At 66.5% G+C, this 15,995-nt stretch carries 13 protein-coding genes; 3 read left to right on the top strand and 10 right to left on the bottom strand.

Annotated elements, in window-relative coordinates; all coding sequences use genetic code 11:
* From tadG to rcpC, 9 genes are read right to left on the bottom strand one after another with little or no spacing between them, the layout of a single operon-like run.
* Nucleotides 1-1,671: a type 4b pilus Flp biogenesis protein TadG gene (tadG, locus tag JHD77_RS22055; protein WP_191519328.1), complete on the bottom strand. Its 1,671-nt coding sequence runs from the start codon at nt 1,669-1,671 to the stop codon at nt 1-3.
* Between the two features lie 24 nt (nt 1,672-1,695).
* Complete coding sequence (locus tag JHD77_RS22050; protein WP_003103957.1) at nt 1,696-1,980, bottom strand: DUF3613 domain-containing protein; 285 nt, start codon at nt 1,978-1,980, stop codon at nt 1,696-1,698.
* A gap of 22 nt (nt 1,981-2,002) precedes the next feature.
* Nucleotides 2,003-2,740, bottom strand: a complete 738-nt coding sequence (tadD, locus tag JHD77_RS22045) for a type 4b pilus Flp biogenesis protein TadD (protein WP_003134587.1) — start codon at nt 2,738-2,740, stop codon at nt 2,003-2,005.
* A complete protein-coding gene (gene tadC / locus JHD77_RS22040; RefSeq protein ID WP_019486235.1) occupies nt 2,737-3,648 on the bottom strand; it encodes a type 4b pilus Flp biogenesis protein TadC in 912 nt (303 codons plus the stop codon). Before tadC ends, tadD begins: the two co-directional genes overlap by 4 nt.
* 9 nt (nt 3,649-3,657) lie before the next feature.
* The gene (gene tadB / locus JHD77_RS22035; protein WP_003114981.1) at nt 3,658-4,542 is read right to left on the bottom strand and encodes a type 4b pilus Flp biogenesis protein TadB; all 885 of its coding nucleotides are present in this window, start codon (nt 4,540-4,542) and stop codon (nt 3,658-3,660) included.
* Nucleotides 4,539-5,804, bottom strand: a complete 1,266-nt coding sequence (tadA, locus tag JHD77_RS22030) for a type 4b pilus Flp biogenesis ATPase TadA (protein ID WP_003093851.1) — start codon at nt 5,802-5,804, stop codon at nt 4,539-4,541. The genes tadB and tadA overlap by 4 nt, the downstream gene beginning before the upstream one ends.
* On the bottom strand, nt 5,801-6,985 hold the full coding sequence (gene tadZ, locus JHD77_RS22025) for a type 4b pilus Flp biogenesis protein TadZ (protein WP_003093855.1): 1,185 nt from the start codon (nt 6,983-6,985) through the stop codon (nt 5,801-5,803). Before tadZ ends, tadA begins: the two co-directional genes overlap by 4 nt.
* A gap of 9 nt (nt 6,986-6,994) precedes the next feature.
* Complete coding sequence (rcpA, locus tag JHD77_RS22020) at nt 6,995-8,245, bottom strand: type 4b pilus Flp secretin RcpA (protein ID WP_003107384.1); 1,251 nt, start codon at nt 8,243-8,245, stop codon at nt 6,995-6,997.
* A gap of 13 nt (nt 8,246-8,258) precedes the next feature.
* Nucleotides 8,259-9,170 carry a type 4b pilus Flp biogenesis protein RcpC gene (gene rcpC / locus JHD77_RS22015; protein WP_003107382.1) on the bottom strand — a complete coding sequence of 304 codons (912 nt, stop codon included), beginning with the start codon at nt 9,168-9,170 and terminating at the stop codon, nt 8,259-8,261.
* Nucleotides 9,171-9,578: 408 nt separating this feature from the next.
* Between rcpC and flp the strand changes: the two genes are divergently transcribed.
* A complete protein-coding gene (gene flp / locus JHD77_RS22010) occupies nt 9,579-9,797 on the top strand; it encodes a type 4b pilus Flp major pilin (protein WP_003107380.1) in 219 nt (72 codons plus the stop codon).
* A 189-nt stretch (nt 9,798-9,986) separates the two neighbouring features.
* Entirely contained in the window at nt 9,987-11,885 is a 1,899-nt protein-coding gene (gene pctC, locus JHD77_RS22005) for a methyl-accepting chemotaxis protein PctC (RefSeq protein ID WP_003163018.1), read from the top strand.
* A gap of 103 nt (nt 11,886-11,988) precedes the next feature.
* Here the strand turns inward: pctC and JHD77_RS22000 are convergent, their stop codons facing one another.
* On the bottom strand, nt 11,989-13,479 hold the full coding sequence (locus JHD77_RS22000; protein WP_003114975.1) for a helicase HerA-like C-terminal domain-containing protein: 1,491 nt from the start codon (nt 13,477-13,479) through the stop codon (nt 11,989-11,991).
* Nucleotides 13,480-13,878: 399 nt separating this feature from the next.
* Here JHD77_RS22000 and pctA point away from each other — a divergent pair, with 399 nt between their 5' ends.
* Nucleotides 13,879-15,768 carry a methyl-accepting chemotaxis protein PctA gene (gene pctA, locus JHD77_RS21995; protein ID WP_191519329.1) on the top strand — a complete coding sequence of 630 codons (1,890 nt, stop codon included), beginning with the start codon at nt 13,879-13,881 and terminating at the stop codon, nt 15,766-15,768.
* Nucleotides 15,769-15,995 lie beyond the last annotated feature (227 nt).

Here is a 15,995-nt window from a genome sequence, read left to right as displayed (position 1 = left end):
CTAGATCAGCAGTTCCGCCCTGCCGACATCGACCTTCAGAATCTCCGCGTCGATGTATCCAAGTTGTACCCCCAGCAAGGGCAGGACCAGATTCAGGATCGGCGTCAGCAGCCCATCGACCAGAGGTGCCACCACGGAATTCACGATGAGGTCGGTGAGCGCCGTCGAGCCGCACAGCAAAGGCAAGCACAGTCCGAGCACCACGGGATTGACGTTGATGCTGGTTTTCAGGGTACTGGCGAGAAAGCCGCTTTCCGGCAACCTGCGGCTCTGGACGAGATCGGAACCGTCGGCTTTCACGTTGAATCGCGTATCGCCCGAGCTGCCGGCGATCGAGGTATCGAGCTTGAGATCCAATCGCACCAAGCCGCCAAGCACCAGAATCGAGCCGACCTGATCGATGTTGGCCGGACTGCCGATCTTTATCGTCGCTCCGCTGCTTCTCCAACCGAAGTCCAACGCGGTATCCGGGCGGGTACAGGCCATGCTTTTCAGCCAGACGGCTCCCGACGCGCCTTCGATGGCCAGTTGCAGTTTCGTGGTGGCGAGAATGGACAGGAACCCGGAATCGATGTCCGCCGTAAGTCGTACCTGGGACTGGCGCACCTCCGTGCGCCAGGCACCGCTCTCATCCTGCCCTGGCGGCCCGGAGACGATCCTCTTCGGCTCTACGACCGTGAGCCGTGCATTGGCCAATCCGGGGATGCCCAGGTTCACGGCGACCGCGGAATTCTTGTTGGCGACCTGGGCAACCGCCATGATGAGATCCAGCGCATTGATCGCCGTATCCAGCTGCGACATGCTGTTCACCTCGCCAGCGCTCAGCCCCAGCAAGTCTCCCAGTTTCAACGTGGCCGACTTTACCCCCACCAATTGCGTTCTCAGGGCCTCGACCGAGGCTACGCCGTTCTTCGCCAGGACGTTCACGCTGGCGGCGAGTACCTGCTGCAAGCCGACGTTGGTATTCAACAACTGTTCGATGGTCCCCAGGCTGGTATCGACCCCGATCAAGCCCATTCCATCCGCGCCGAGAATGTCCAGCACACTGAGCTTCGCCTCGGCGATACCGTTGTAGGCCGCCGCCGAGAGATCGATCTGGGTGCCCAGCAATCCGCTCAGGATGGGGTTGAGCAACGCCGATTGACCACTGTTCACGCTGGCCAGCCCCGTGCCTGCGGAAATCGTGGCGTTCGGCAGGCGTCGCGCCACGGCCTCTGCGCGGAGATCGACGTTGGCATTGCCGCCGCCGAACAGTCCCCCGAGGTTGGCGACCAGGCTGCCGGGAACGCTCTTGGTCACCTCGACATGCACCGCCTCGTTGGCGGCAGCCGCGTTCGACGCGCTGGCTATGAAACTGCGCAGGCCGCCGGCACTCAGCACGCCGCCGACCTCCGCCGACAGGCTGGAGCCGGCGGCGTCCGCATCGAACCCGTTGAGCATCGCGCTGGCCTTGGCGAAAGACGTCGCCTGGGCAGAACTCTGGTCGCCGCACAAGGCTCCCTGGGAGGCACTCTCCAGCGCCGCCACGTCCGCCACTCGCTGCAGGTTGCTCTGCTCCAGGTAGAGCCGCCCGGTATCCACCACCAGCAACAGGCAGATCAAGGCCAGCAGCAGAGTGGTCGCCGCCAGGATGCCGATCGCCCCGCGCTGTCTTGCAGGCCATCCGTTCATGCCCTGCCCCTCCGCCAGGAACCGTCAGTTCTTGCTCTCGCCGAAGCCACGATCTTCCAGCAGGTACTCGGGAATCTCGTGCTCATAGCTTTTCAGGTAGCGCTGGTAGGCCCGCTGGCGCTCGGCGGCGGTCGCGCTTTGCCGAACCGGGCTGGCGGCCCGGCCGCTCGCCTGGATGGCCAGCCAGGCGCGGGTGGCGGTCTGCGGTTCGGCCGTCGCTGGCGCGGCGGGACGGACCGCCGGCGTGTCCGCGGCCCAGGCCGGGCCGGACAGGAGCAGCAAGACGCCGAACAGGATTCGCTCGTGCATGGTTCACCTCTCCGGCGCCGGCTCAGGACGCCTCGTTGGCCATCGCGGTATGCATATTCGCCTCCGCCGGCAGTTCCGCCAGCGGGTCGTCGCTTGCCGGCGCCGCGCCGGGTGTCGGTACGGCACCCCAGCTGCGCGCCCGCGCCTCGGCCGCGCGGATGTCCCGGGCATCCAGCTGCAAACGCTCGATCAGGCGCTGCGCATCTTCCCGGTCGCCTTGCAGGTACAGCAGGCCGAGCAGGTTGGTCGCCGGTAGCTTGCCGCCCTGCTGCAACTCCAGCGCAGTGATGAATTCGAAGCGCGCGCCGACACGGTCGCCGCGCTTGAGCAGGGCGACCCCCAGGTCGTTGCGGAAGCGGCTCTCGGTCGGCCGCAGGCGCGCCGCCTCGCGCAGCTCGAGGACCGCCCGGGCGCTGTCGCCATTGCGCAGGGCGAGCAGGCCGAGGCCGTGGTGCGCCTCGGCTGCCTTGCAGGTTTCCAGTAGGGCCTGGTACTCGGCCCTGGCCCGCGGGTCGCCGATCCGGCGCAGGATCAGCGCCCTTTCCTCGCGCACGTCGAGCAACCCCGGCGGCATGCTTTCCAGGTTGGCCAGGGCCGCATGCAGGCGGCCCTCGCGGATCATGTCGCGGACCATGTTCATCTGCAGTTCCTGCTCCTGGCCGAGCTGCTGCGAACACTCCCGTGGGCCGTCCCGCCCCGGCAGCGCGGCGCAACCGCCGAGCAGGGCGGCGCACAGGCCGATACCGATCAGTGCTTTCATCCCAGTCCTCCCAAGGCCTTGGTGATGGCGATGACGCCCGGACCGGCGAGGACGATCAGCAGCGCCGGGAACAGCAGCACCATCATCACCAGGCTCATCTTCGCCGACAGCTTGCCGATGCGTTCCTGCAAGGCGGTCAGGCGCCGGTCTTCGAACAGTTGCTTGAGCGTCAGCAGGGTGCTGCGCGCACTGCCGCCCTGACGCAACATCTGCCGTAGCACGCCGCAGCAGTCGTTCAGCGGGTCCACCTGCAGGCGCCGGGCAAGCGCCTCCAGCTCTTCCGCCAGGTCGATGCCGTTGTCGGCACGGGTCAGCGCCAGGTCCAGCTCGCGGGCCAGTTGCGGGGTGATCCCGCGGCCTTCCAGGCAGACCACGCGCAGCGTCTGCTCCACGGTCAGGCCGGCGTCGAAGAGGATGCGGATCAGTTGCACGAACAGGATCATCTCGTCGGCGATCAGCGCCCGGCGCGCCTTGGCGAAGTGCTTGAGCACCTGCTTGGGCAGGAGGAAACCGATGCCGGCGGCGAACAGCAGCGGCACCGCGTAGGACGCCTCGCTCTCGGCGCGCAGCAGCTTGACCAGCAAGACCAGGAGAACGAACAGCAGCGGCGTGAGGAACACCGAGATCAGGTACAGGGTCCGGTAGCGACTCTCGTGCCAGCCGGCCTGTTGCAGCAACTGGCGGGCCTCGCTGTCCATCAGTTGCAGGCGCCGCACCCAGAAGCTGTCGTCCATCCGCTCGGTCATGCCGGCCAGCCACCTGGTCGAGCCGCCAGGGTTGGCCAGCGCTCCCAGGCGCCTCTCGATCAGGCGCTGCTCGCGGCTGCCGTTGCGCGCCTGGAGCAACAGCAACAAGGCACCGCCGACCGCCATCAGGAGCGCCGCGAAAATCAGCCACTGTGCCTGCATGGCCACCTCCTAGACGCTCTTGAGCATGCGCCACAGCGCATAGCAGCCGAGCAGTTGCAGCCCGAGCGAGGCCAGGAGCAGGAAACGCCCGGTGCCGTCGGCCCACATGTTCAGCAGATAGCCCGGGTTGCTCGCCAGGATGTAGCCGCCCAGGGCGCTCGGCACGCCGGCCAGGACATAGGCGCTGATCCGTGTCTCGCCGGTCATCGCGTGCAACTGCCGGCTGAGCTTCTCGCGCTCGTGGATGAGCTTGACGATGCTGTCCAGCAGGTCGCTGGTATTGCCGCCATAACGGTGGTTGACCGAGACGCCCAGGGCGAGGATGCGCAGCTCCTCAACCTCGTAGAGTTCGGCGACTTCCTGCAACGCCTCCGGCAGGTGGATGCCGAGAAGCACGTGGTTGCGCGCCAGGGTGAAGATGTCGCGCAGCGGCTCCTCGGCATTCTCCACTGCCTGCATCAGCGCGTCGCCCAGCGTGCGCCCGGCGTGCAGGCTGCGCACTACCTGGTCGAGGAAACGCGGCATCTGCCGGATCATTCGCTTCAGGCGGCGCTGGTAGAGCATGCCCAGGGCGACGCGGCAGGACAGCGCCGCCAGTAGCAGGCCGCCTAGCGCGCCGATGGTGCCGAACAGGCCCAATCCGCTCCAGACCAGCAGCAGCGCGAGCACTGCCGCCCCGAACAACCACGGGCGCGGGCGCTGGATACCGGCGCGACGCATCTGGCGAGCCAGCCAGTGACTGCTGCGCGGCCGCACCGCGACCGCCTCCTGGCGTCCCAGCAGCCGTTCAACCACCAGTTCGTTGCGCCCGGCGCGCCAGCCCATGAACGCCAGGGCCAGCGCGGCGAAAGCCAGCACGCCGCTGAACAGCACCAGCAGTTGCGCGCCGTTCACAGCAGCGCCTGGCGGAATTTCTGCCCGACCGGCGCGGCCTGGCGGACGAACTGCCCGCTACCGCGCCGGTCGAGACTGAACAGCGTATTGGTGACGTACACACCGTCGCGCACCTCCAGCACCTCCAGCACTTCGCTGATGCAACGCCGACCGCTGGCCAGGCGGGTGATCTGCACCACCACGTCCAGCGCGGCGCAGATCATCAGGCGCAAGGTCTGCTCCGGCAGCCTGTTGCCGGTCAGGCCGACCAGCATCTCCATGCGCAGCAGCGAATCCATCGCCGAGTTGGCGTGCACCGTGCTCATCGAGCCGTCGTGGCCGGTGTTCATCGCCTGCAGCACGTCGAGCACCTCGACGCCGCGGATCTCGCCGAGGATGATCCGGTCCGGGCGCATCCGCAGGGCGTTGCGGATCAGGTCGCGGGCGGTCACCTCGCCGTAGCCCTCGGCGTTCGGCGGACGGGTCTCCAGGCGCACCACGTGGTCGTGGCCGAGTTGCAGCTCGGCGGTGTCCTCGATGGTGACGATCCGCTCGCGTTCGTCGATGAAGCCGCTGATGACGTTGAGCAAGGTGGTCTTGCCGGTGCCGGTGCCGCCGCTGATGAGGATGTTGCAGCGGCGCGAGACCGCCTGGCGGAGGAACTCGAGCAAGGCTTCGTCGACGCTCTGGTAGGCCAGCAGGTCGGCACTGCGCAGCAGCTCCTGGCTGAACTTGCGGATCGAGATGCACGGCCCGTCCAGCGCCACCGGGGGAATGATCGCGTTGACCCGGCTGCCGTCCGGCAGGCGCGCGTCGACCATCGGGCTGGACTCGTCCAGGCGTCGGCCGAGGGGCGCGAGGATACGCTGGATCACCCGCAGCACATGGTGGTCGTCGATGAAGCGCAGGTCGCTCTGGTAGAGCCGCCCTTCCCGCTCGACGAACACCCGGCCCGGCCCGTTGACGAGGATTTCCGAGACGCCGGGATCGCGCAGGAGGATCTCCAGCGGGCCGAAGCCGGTGAGTTCGTCGACCACCTCTTCGGCCAGGCGGTCCAGTTCGTAGCGGGAGATCGCCAGTTGATGGCGCGAGCCGTATTCGCAGACCTTTTCCGAGACGTACTGGACCACGGCGGAGCGCGCGCCCTCCAGCAGGTTCATGCCGTCTTCGTCGATCTCGTCGATGATGTAGCGGTGCAGGCGCAGCTTCAGCGCCTGGATGTCCTGCTCCTGGCGGTAGTGGAAGGCACCGCCGTCAGGACGCGCGCCGAATCCCGTGCTCATAGCAGCGCCGCCTTGGCCCGGCCGAGCCAGGACAGCAGCGAACGGCGCTCGCCGCGTGTCACGCACAGGCTGTCCGCCAGTTGCCGCAGCTTGGCCGCCAATGGGTCGCGCGGCGCCACCTCGAACAGGCTCTTGCCGAGGTTCTTCGCGCGCAGGCGCGATTCCGGGGACAACGGCAGGACACCGAACAGATCGAGGTCGAACATCCGGCTCAGGGCCTGCTGGTCCGGCGCCACATTGGGCAGGTAGCGCTCGATCAGCAACTCGATGGAGGGCAACGGCAGGTTGCGCTCGCGCAGGCGGCGCAGGCGCTCCAGGCCCTTCTTGCAGGACGGTACGCTCTGGTCGACCATCCACAGCACGCGGTTGGCCTGCACCAGCAACTGGTTGCTCAGCTCGCCCTCGGGCAGCCCGGTGAGGTTGACCACCACATGGCTGAACGCCCCGCGCAGGTTGCCCAGCAACAGATAGAGTTCGGCGGTGGTGACTCGCTCCAGCACGCCGGGCTCGTCGGTCAGGCTGAGTATCCGCAGGCCGCTGTCGAGGCGGGTGAAGGCGCTGTCGATCAGGGTCTGGTCGAGGCGCCGCAGGTTGCGCAAGGCATCGCTGAAGGTGAAGGCCGAGTCCAGGCCGAGGATCGCCAGCGCCTCGCCGGTGGGCTGGCCGACGTCCAGCAGCAGGACCTGGTTCGGCGTCTGCTCCTGCAACGCCTTGGCCAGGTGCAAGGCGACGAAGGCGCCGTCGGCGTCCGGTCGGGCGCTGACCAGGGTCAGCAGCTCGCCCTGGCGCGCCGCGCTCACCGGCACGCTGGGCAGGCGTCCGCCGAGGCGCCGGATCAGCCCGGTCAGCTCGCTGGCGCGGGCGCCGTAGGTGATGAAGTCGCGCGCGCCGGCGCGCATCGCCGCCAGCACCAACTGGTTGTCCAGGCCGTCGCCGATGGCCACCACCGAGAGCATCGGCCGCGCCGATACCAATCCCTCGACCAGCGCACCCTGGGACACCAGGTTGCTTTTGCCGAGGCTGATGAACAGCACCCCGGCGGCGGTGACGTCGAGCAGCGCCAGCAGCTCCTCCAGGCTGGCGCTGCCTGCCGGAACCACCTGGCCGGCGGACGCCAGGCTGTTCTGCAACCAGTCGAGTTCGCCGGGATGCTGGGTCAGCGCCACGAAGTTCTGGTTCATGCGCGCCTCCTAATCCGACAGACCGGTGTCGTTCTGCTGGCCGTCGTACTCGCCGCGCTCGAGGAAGTACAGGCGCGAGAACCCCGGATCGTAGTGCCGCAGGCCCTCGCCGGGCAGGTCCGGCAACTGTGCGTCGGCGGCCAGCGGCTGGACCAGGTGCGGGGTGACGATCATCAGCAGCTCGCGGTCGTCCTTGTCCAGCTTGGTCGAGCGGAAGAACGCACCGAGGATCGGGATGTCGCCCAGCCAGGGAAACTTGTCGACGTTGCTCACCGAGTTGCTGCTGGTCAGCCCGCTGATCACGAAGCTCTCGCCGTCGGCCAGCATCACGCTGGTGTCGGTGCGCCGGACGCGCAGTGCCGGCACCGCCACCCCGCCGCTCTGGATGCCGGCGCTGTAGTCCAGTTCGCTGACCTCCGGCGCCACCTTGAGAGCAATGCGGCGGTTGTTCATCACCGTCGGGGTGAGGGTCAGGCGGATGCCGAACTCCTTGTATTCGATGGTGACGTTGTCGTTGGTGCCGTTCGGCACCGGGATCGGAAACTCGCCGCCGGCGAGGAACGACGCGCTCTGCCCGCTCATCGCCACCAGGCTCGGGCGCGCCAGGGTATAGGCGAAGCCGCTGCCCTCCAGGGCATTCATGAAGCTCAACCACTTGCCACCGCCGAAGATCAGGTTGAATCCCGAGCTGCCGGTGCCGAAGGTGCCGCCCAGGCCGCTGCCGTCGGCATTGACCTTGATATCGCCGAGGCTGCCCGGCGCACCGAGCACCCAGAGGTTGCCGCCGCGGCGGACGAACGAGGTGCTGGCCTGCTTCAGCTTGCTGCGGCTGACCTCGACGAAGCGGATATCGGTCTGCACCTGGTTCGGCAGCTCCTCTGCGGCGCCGACGGTGAACGCTGGAGCACCGCGGGTATCGACGCTACCGCGTCCCTCGACCTCCACCAGGCTGCGCAACGGCTCGGGACTGCAGCCGGTCCAGATCAGCAGGCTGGTGGAGCCCTGTTCCTTACCGGTGACCAGGAAGCCGCGACGATCCAGCAACTGTACGTCGGCGATCTTCGGATCGCCGATGGCCAGCCGTTCGATCGGCACCGCCAGGCGCAGGTCACGCTGTTGTCCCTGGACGACGTCGACCCGCGGCGCCTGCGCCAGCAACTCGATGCAGCCCTGCGGCAAAGCCAGTGCCGGCAGCGCCAACGCCACCCCCAGCAGCCCTCCCAGCCAGCGCGACACGCCTATCCCGGTGCTCCGATGCATATGCCGGCTCCCCTCAAGGCACTTCATGGGTCATGGCGCTGCCACGGTAGACCGTGACCCCGTTGGCCACCGGCACGCGCGGAGCCGCGCTGCGCACGCTCGGCGCCGTCGGTTTGCGGCGCTCCAGCAGTTGGTCGAGACTCAGCGCCGCGCTCGGCGCGCCCAGCGACGCTTGCAGCAGCGCGCCTTCCTGCTCCCTGCGGTAGAGTTCTTCGTCCTTGCTGCGGATGGCCAGGCGCAGCGAACCGGCCTGGCTCGCCAGCATCAGCCGCGCCACGCCGTCCTCCGGTACCGCCAGCACCGCGGTACGCGGCGGACGCGGGTCCTTTTCCTGGTTCGAGCGGTCCTGTCCATCGCTGCCCACGGCGATCCGCTCGCCGTAGGTCAGTACCCGGACGCCGGGCAACACCAGTTGCGCCAGCGGGGTCGATTCGCCGTCCCGCTCGTCACGCACGAAGAGCATCACGTCGACATAGTCGCCGGGCAGGACGAAGCCGCCGCCGCCGACCACTTCGTCCACAGCGATCGCCATCGCCCGCTCGTCCGGACGGATGGTCCGGGCCAGCGGACCGCCGGGTTCGAGGGTCGCGGCGGAAAGAATGCTGCCGGCCGGCACCGCGACCCAGACCCGCTTGCCGAGCAACGCCTCGGGCCTGTCGTAGCTACCGACCGGTGCGGTCCGCAACAGCTCGACGCTCAGGTCGTCCTTGCCGATCACCGCCAGCGCCGGGAGATCGCGACTGGCCACCAGCACCGGCTTGCGTTCGAGCTTTTCCAGCGAAGCGTCCACCGTCGCCGAAGCCGGCGCCACGGATGGAGCGTGCGCGTTCGATGGCGCGCGGCCGATGGATACGCCGAGGTATCCGAGCAACACCGCACCGAGCAGCAGCAGGCCGGCCAGGGCCATCAGCACCTTGCTATTCATGGGCAGACCCCTGCTATGCGTCCGGACAGGTCGATGAACGGAAAATCACCGGCGATCGCCGATGAACGAAAAAGAAAAAGTGGCGTCTTGCTGTCCGTGTCATGGCCATACTCCGGGACTGGCTTTCCATGGCAGGTACATTGGGTTATCGACTGGAGACAGTCGTTATTCAAGAACCAAAGTTCATAACTTCGACCATGCGGCGATAGGCCTGAATCTAGACTTGGGATAATCAATGTCAATTTGTCATTAGATGTAGTCCAAGCCTTGTAACTCGCCATATAACCTTGCGACTAATCCACTCCTACTAATGCCATTTAGTTGTTGCAAAACGCCATCATCGGCCTAGCCTCAGCGTGGAGGCAGGGCTCTGTCTCGGTGATTGCCGCGTTCGAGGAGCAAACAAGAATGAAGAACCTGACTCTGCTCGTGTATTGCAAACTTCGCGCATTCCTGGCGGACGAAGAAGGGGCAAATGCCATCGAATACGCGGTTATCGCAGGTTTGATCGCGGTGGCTCTGATTGCCGTATTGAGTCCCACGGACAGTGGTATCGTCGGCGGGCTGAAAGCCTTCTTCGACGGAGTCGGCGAAAAAGTCGGCGGGCTGGCTCCGACAGCGAACTGACGCGAGCGCTTTCCCGGTCGCTTCCCATAGTGGCGCCATTTTCATGGCGCCACTATTTTGCCTTTGTAATGGCACTGTGCTACAAAGCCTGCCGTTCAGGCGCTGGATCATGGCTTTCCCCCGCAAGCTCCCTACCTGGTGGCCTGGGCTCCCCGCCCTTCTTGAGGCTTTTGCCAGGACGCATCGCTCATGCTTCGCTCGCTGTCGTTTGCCAAGAAAATCCTTCTCGCCGCCGCGCTGGTGGTGGTTTTCGCCTTCAGCTGCTTCATCCTCTACAACGATTACCGACAGCGCGAGGCCGTGCGCACGGACACGGAAAACTACCTCGGGGAAATCGGCACCCTGACCGCCAGCAACATCCAGAGCTGGCTGGAAGGCCGCATGCACCTGGTGGAAGGCCTGGCCTCGCAACTGGCGCTGCTCGACCAGCCCGACGAGGCGAATATCGCAAGGCAACTGGAACAGCCCGTCTTCAGCCGCAATTTCGCGTCGGTCTATCTTGGCGAGGCGGCCAGCGGCACCTTCACCATGCGCCCCTACGACGCCATGCCGGAAGGTTACGACCCACGTACCCGCGCCTGGTACAAGGACGCGCTGGCGGCCGACCGGCTGATCGTCACCGAACCTTTCGTCGATGCCGGCACCGGCGAGCAGATCCTCGCCATGTCGCTGCCGGTGCGGCACGCCGGTCAACTGCTGGGCGTCGCCGCCGGCGACATGAAGCTGGAGACCCTGACCGCGATCCTCAATTCCCTGAAGTTCGACGGTGCCGGCTACGCCTTCCTGGTCAGCGACGCCGGCAAGATCCTCCTCCACCCCGACTCCGGGCTGGTCCTGAAGACCCTCGCCGAAGCCTATCCCAAAGGCGCACCGAACATCGTCCCCGGGGTCCACGAGGTGGAACTCGACGGTCGCAGCCAGTTCGTTTCCTTCACCCCGGTGAAGGGACTGCCCGGCGTGACCTGGTACGTCGCCCTGGTCCTCGACCGCGACACCGCCTATTCGATGCTCAGCGAATTCCGCACTTCGGCGATCGTCGCCACGCTAATCGCGGTGGTCGGCATCATGCTTCTCCTCGGCATGCTGATCCGCGTACTGATGCAACCGCTCACCGACATGGGCCGCGCCATGCAGGACATCGCCCAGGGCGAAGGCGACCTGACCAAGCGCCTGAAGGTCACCAGCAACGATGAATTCGGTACGTTGGCCAATGCCTTCAACCGCTTCGTCGAGCGTATCCACGAATCGATCCGCGAGGTCGCCGGCACCGCTCGCCAACTGCACGATGTGGCGCAACTGGTGGTGAACGCCTCGAACTCCTCGATGGCCAACTCCGACGAGCAGTCCAACCGCACCAACAGCGTCGCAGCAGCGATCAACGAACTCGGCGCCGCCGCCCAGGAAATCGCCCGCAACGCCGCCGATGCCTCGCACCACGCCTCCGACGCCAACCACCAGGCCGAGGACGGCAAGCAGGTGGTCGAGCAGACCATCCGCGCGATGAACGAGCTTTCCGAGAAGATCAGCGCCTCCTGTGCCAACATCGAGGCCCTCAACAGCCGCACGGTGAACATCGGCCAGATCCTCGAAGTGATCAAGGGCATCTCCGAGCAGACCAACCTGCTCGCCCTCAACGCCGCCATCGAAGCCGCGCGCGCCGGCGAGGCCGGACGCGGCTTCGCGGTGGTCGCCGACGAGGTGCGCAACCTGGCCCACCGTGCCCAGGAGTCGGCCCAGCAGATCCAGAAGATGATCGAAGAGCTGCAAGTCGGCGCCCGCGAGGCGGTGGCCACCATGACCGAAAGCCAGCGTTACAGCCTGGAGAGCGTGGAGATCGCCAACCGTGCCGGCGAACGCCTGGGTAGCGTGACCAGCCGGATCGGCGAGATCGACAGCATGAACCAGTCGGTGGCCACTGCCACCGAGGAACAGACCGCGGTGGTCGACTCGCTGAACATGGACATCACCGAGATCAACACCCTCAACCAGGAAGGCGTGGAGAACCTCCAGGCCACCCTGCGCGCCTGCGGCGAGCTGGAAACCCAGGCCGGGCGCCTGCGGCACCTGGTGGACAGCTTCAAGATCTGAGCCCGTCCGTCCCACAGGCCGGCTAACCGCGAAGCGGTTAGCCGGCGATCATCCAGCCCCCATGAAAAAGGCGCCCGCGGGCGCCTTTTTCATGGCCTGGCGCTCAGCGCCGCTTCTTCCCGCCCATCAACGAGCCGAGCAGGCCACGCACCAGCTCCCGGCTCAACTGGTTGGCCGCCTGGCGCATGGCGCTCTTCACCGTCGAATTGGACAGCAGGCTGCCGAGAATCTGCCCGGCCATGCCGCCGACGCCGGACGAGCTTTCCTGCTGAGCAGTCGCCTGGCCCTGGACCTCGGGCTTGGCGCCCGCCTTGTTCGCCAGCACCTCGTAGGCCGACTCGCGATCGATCGGCTGGTCGTAGCGACCCTTCAACGGCGACCGCTGGACCAGTTCAGCGCGCTCGCTGTCGCTCAGCGGGCCGATCCGCGAATAGGGCGGCGCCACCGCGACGCGCTGGACCATGGCCGGCGTGCCCTTTTCCTCCAGGGTGCCGACCAACGCCTCGCCGATACCCAGTTCGGTCAGCACCCCCAGGGTGTCGAACGCCGGGTTCGGGCGGAAACCGTCGGCCACCGCGCGCAGCGATTTCTGCTCCTTGGCGGTGAAGGCGCGCAGGCCATGCTGGATACGCAGGCCGAGCTGGGCCAGGACATCGTCCGGCAGGTCGCCCGGCGACTGGGTGACGAAGTACACCCCGACGCCTTTCGAGCGGATCAGCCGGACCACCTGTTCCAGGCGGTCGCGCAAGGCTTTCGGCGTGCCGTTGAACAGCAGGTGGGCCTCGTCGAAGAACAGTGCCAGCACCGGCTTGTCGGCATCGCCGCGCTCCGGCAGTTGCTCGAACAGCTCGGCCAACAGCCAGAGCAGGAAAGTCGCGTAGACCTTCGGCGCCTCGTGCACCAGGCGGCTGGCGTCGAGCAGGTGGATGCGCCCGCGCCCGTCCGGCTCGGGGCGGAGGATGTCTTCCAGTTGCAGGGCAGGCTCGCCGAAGAAGGCCTCGGCGCCCTGCTGCTCCAGAGTGGCCAGGCGGCGCAGCAGCGCCTGCCCGGAAGCGCCAGTGAACAGCGCCCGGTCCTCGCCAAGGATTTCCGGATTGTCCTTCAGATGGTTGAGCAGCGCCTTCAGGTCCTTCAGGTCGAGCAGCAGCAGGCCTTCCCGGTCGGCCACCTGGAAGGCGGCGAACAGCGCGGCCTGCTGGCTATCGGTCAACTCCAGGAGGTTGGCCAGCAGCAGCGGGCCCATCTCGCTGATGGTGGTGCGCAACGGGTGGCCGGTCTTCCCGGCGATGTCCCAGAGCGTGGTCGGGTAGGCCTTCGGCTGGTAGTTCAGCCACGGCATGCTGGCGATACGTTCGGCGACCTTGCCCTGCGGGTTGCCCGGCGCGGCGATGCCGCACAGGTCGCCCTTGATGTCGGCGGCGAACACCGCGACACCGGCATCGCTGAAGGATTCGGCGAGGTGCTGCAAGGTCACCGTCTTGCCGGTACCGGTGGCGCCGGCGATCAATCCATGACGGTTGGCCAGGCGCCAGGCCTGTCCTACCGGCTGGCCATCGGGGCCAGCGCCGATCAACAACTCATTCGCTTGCGACATCCATTCATCCTCGGGACTAAAGCTCCGGCACGCTGTGCCGACAGTAAGGGAAAGCCCTTGTGCAACGGGGCTTCCAGCGGAACCCGCGTACCAATATGCGCGGGTTCCCGCGAAGGGCGTCGGGCCAGCGCATCGACCCGATCTGGCCGTCCAGCTTCAGCGAAGACCTTCGGGCCTTGCTGAGACAGGAAAAATCGCCATCGTATCCGTATCACGCATTCTTCGGAGCCACCCAGGGAACCGTGGCTTCGTGGCACAAGGCCGTGCCTGGGTCGACGGACTACCCACCCGCGCGACCCGCCCGACGCTGCAAGGCGTACGGAAAGCCCCTGCGCCCGCGGAACGGTCGCAGGGGTCTGGTCAAAGACTGGCGCTACATACTCCTGGACGCAATACAACATGATCAAAAGTCTGAAGTTCAGCCACAAGATCCTCCTCGCGGCCTCCCTCGTGGTGTTCGCCGCCTTCGCACTGTTCACCCTCTACAACGATTACCTGCAGCGCAACGCGATCCGCGAGGACCTCGAAAGCTACCTGCGGGAAATGGGTGACGTGACTTCCAGCAACATTCAGAACTGGCTCGGCGGCCGTCTGCTGCTGGTCGAGCAGACCGCCCAGACCCTGGCCCGCGACCACAGCCCGGAAACCGTCAGCGCCCTGCTCGAACAGCCGGCCCTGACCTTGACCTTCAGCTTCACCTACCTCGGCCAGCAGGACGGCGTCTTCACCATGCGTCCGGACAGCCCGATGCCGGCCGGCTACGATCCGCGCAGCCGGCCCTGGTACAAGGACGCCGTGGCGGCCGGCGGCCTGACCCTGACCGAACCCTACGTCGACGCCGCCACCCAGGAATTGATCATCACCGCGGCGACACCGGTGAAGGCCGCTGGCAACACCCTCGGCGTGGTAGGCGGCGACCTCAGCCTGAAGACCCTGGTGCAGATCATCAATTCGCTGGACTTCAGCGGCATGGGCTACGCCTTCCTGGTCAGCGGCGACGGCAAGATCCTGGTGCACCCGGACAAAGAGCAGGTGATGAAGACCCTGAGCGAGGTCTACCCGCAGAACACGCCGAAGATCGCCACCGGTTTCAGCGAGGCCGAATTGCACGGGCATACCCGCATCCTCGCCTTTACCCCTATCAAGGGCCTGCCTTCGGTGACCTGGTACCTGGCGCTGTCCATCGACAAGGACAAGGCCTACGCCATGCTCAGCAAGTTCCGCGTCTCGGCCATCGCCGCCGCGCTGATCTCCATCGTCGCCATCCTGGTCCTGCTCGGCCTGCTGATCCGCCTGCTGATGCAGCCGCTGCGCCTGATGGGCCGTGCCATGCAGGACATCGCCCAGGGCGAGGGCGACCTGACCAAGCGCCTCGCCGTGACCAGCCGCGATGAATTCGGAGTGCTCGGCGATGCCTTCAACCAGTTCGTCGAGCGTATCCATCGCTCGATCCGGGAAGTCGCCGGGACCGCGCACAAACTGCACGACGTCTCGCAACTGGTGGTGAACGCCTCGAACTCTTCGATGGCCAACTCCGACGAGCAGTCCAACCGCACCAACAGCGTCGCCGCGGCGATCAACGAACTCGGCGCCGCCGCCCAGGAAATCGCCCGCAACGCCGCCGATGCCTCGCACCATGCGTCCGACGCCAACCACCAGGCCGAGGACGGCAAACAGGTGGTCGAGCAGACCATCCGCGCGATGAACGAGCTTTCCGAGAAGATCAGCGCCTCCTGCGCCAACATCGAGGCCCTCAACAGCCGCACGGTGAACATCGGCCAGATCCTCGAAGTGATCAAGGGCATCTCCGAGCAGACCAACCTGCTCGCCCTCAACGCCGCCATCGAAGCCGCGCGCGCCGGCGAGGCCGGACGCGGCTTCGCAGTGGTCGCCGACGAGGTGCGCAACCTGGCCCATCGCGCCCAGGAGTCGGCCCAGCAGATCCAGAAGATGATCGAAGAGCTGCAAGTCGGCGCCCGCGAGGCGGTGGCCACCATGACCGAGAGCCAGCGCTACAGCCTGGAGAGCGTGGAGATCGCCAACCGTGCCGGCGAAAGCCTGAGCAGCGTGACCCGGCGGATCGGCGAGATCGACGGGATGAACCAGTCGGTGGCCACCGCCACCGAGGAGCAGACCGCGGTGGTCGACTCGCTGAACATGGACATCACCGAGATCAACACCCTCAACCAGGAAGGCGTGGAGAACCTCCACGCCACCCTGCGCGCCTGTGGCGAGCTGGAAACCCAGGCCGGGCGCCTGCGCCAACTGGTGGACAGCTTCAAGATCTGAGACCGGCCGGTCTCGTCGCCGAACCGGCGGACAACCGCGATGCGGTTATCCGCCCTGCCGACGAAAAGCGCCCACGGGCGCTTTTTTTCATTCTCCAGGTCGCATTCGGTGAAACCATTCATCCGTTGCGCTAAAGCTTCCGGACTTGCCGCCGACAGACACGGCAAGCCTTGCAGTTGCGATCCAACTGGGGCTGTTCACGACAGCGCGCCCGCGCCTCCCGGATG

This window comes from Pseudomonas sp. P20 (genome assembly GCF_016463925.1).
Lineage (GTDB): Bacteria > Pseudomonadota > Gammaproteobacteria > Pseudomonadales > Pseudomonadaceae > Pseudomonas > Pseudomonas aeruginosa.
The sequence above is the reverse complement of the archived record's forward strand: the minus strand, read 5'-3'. Positions and strand labels throughout refer to the sequence as shown.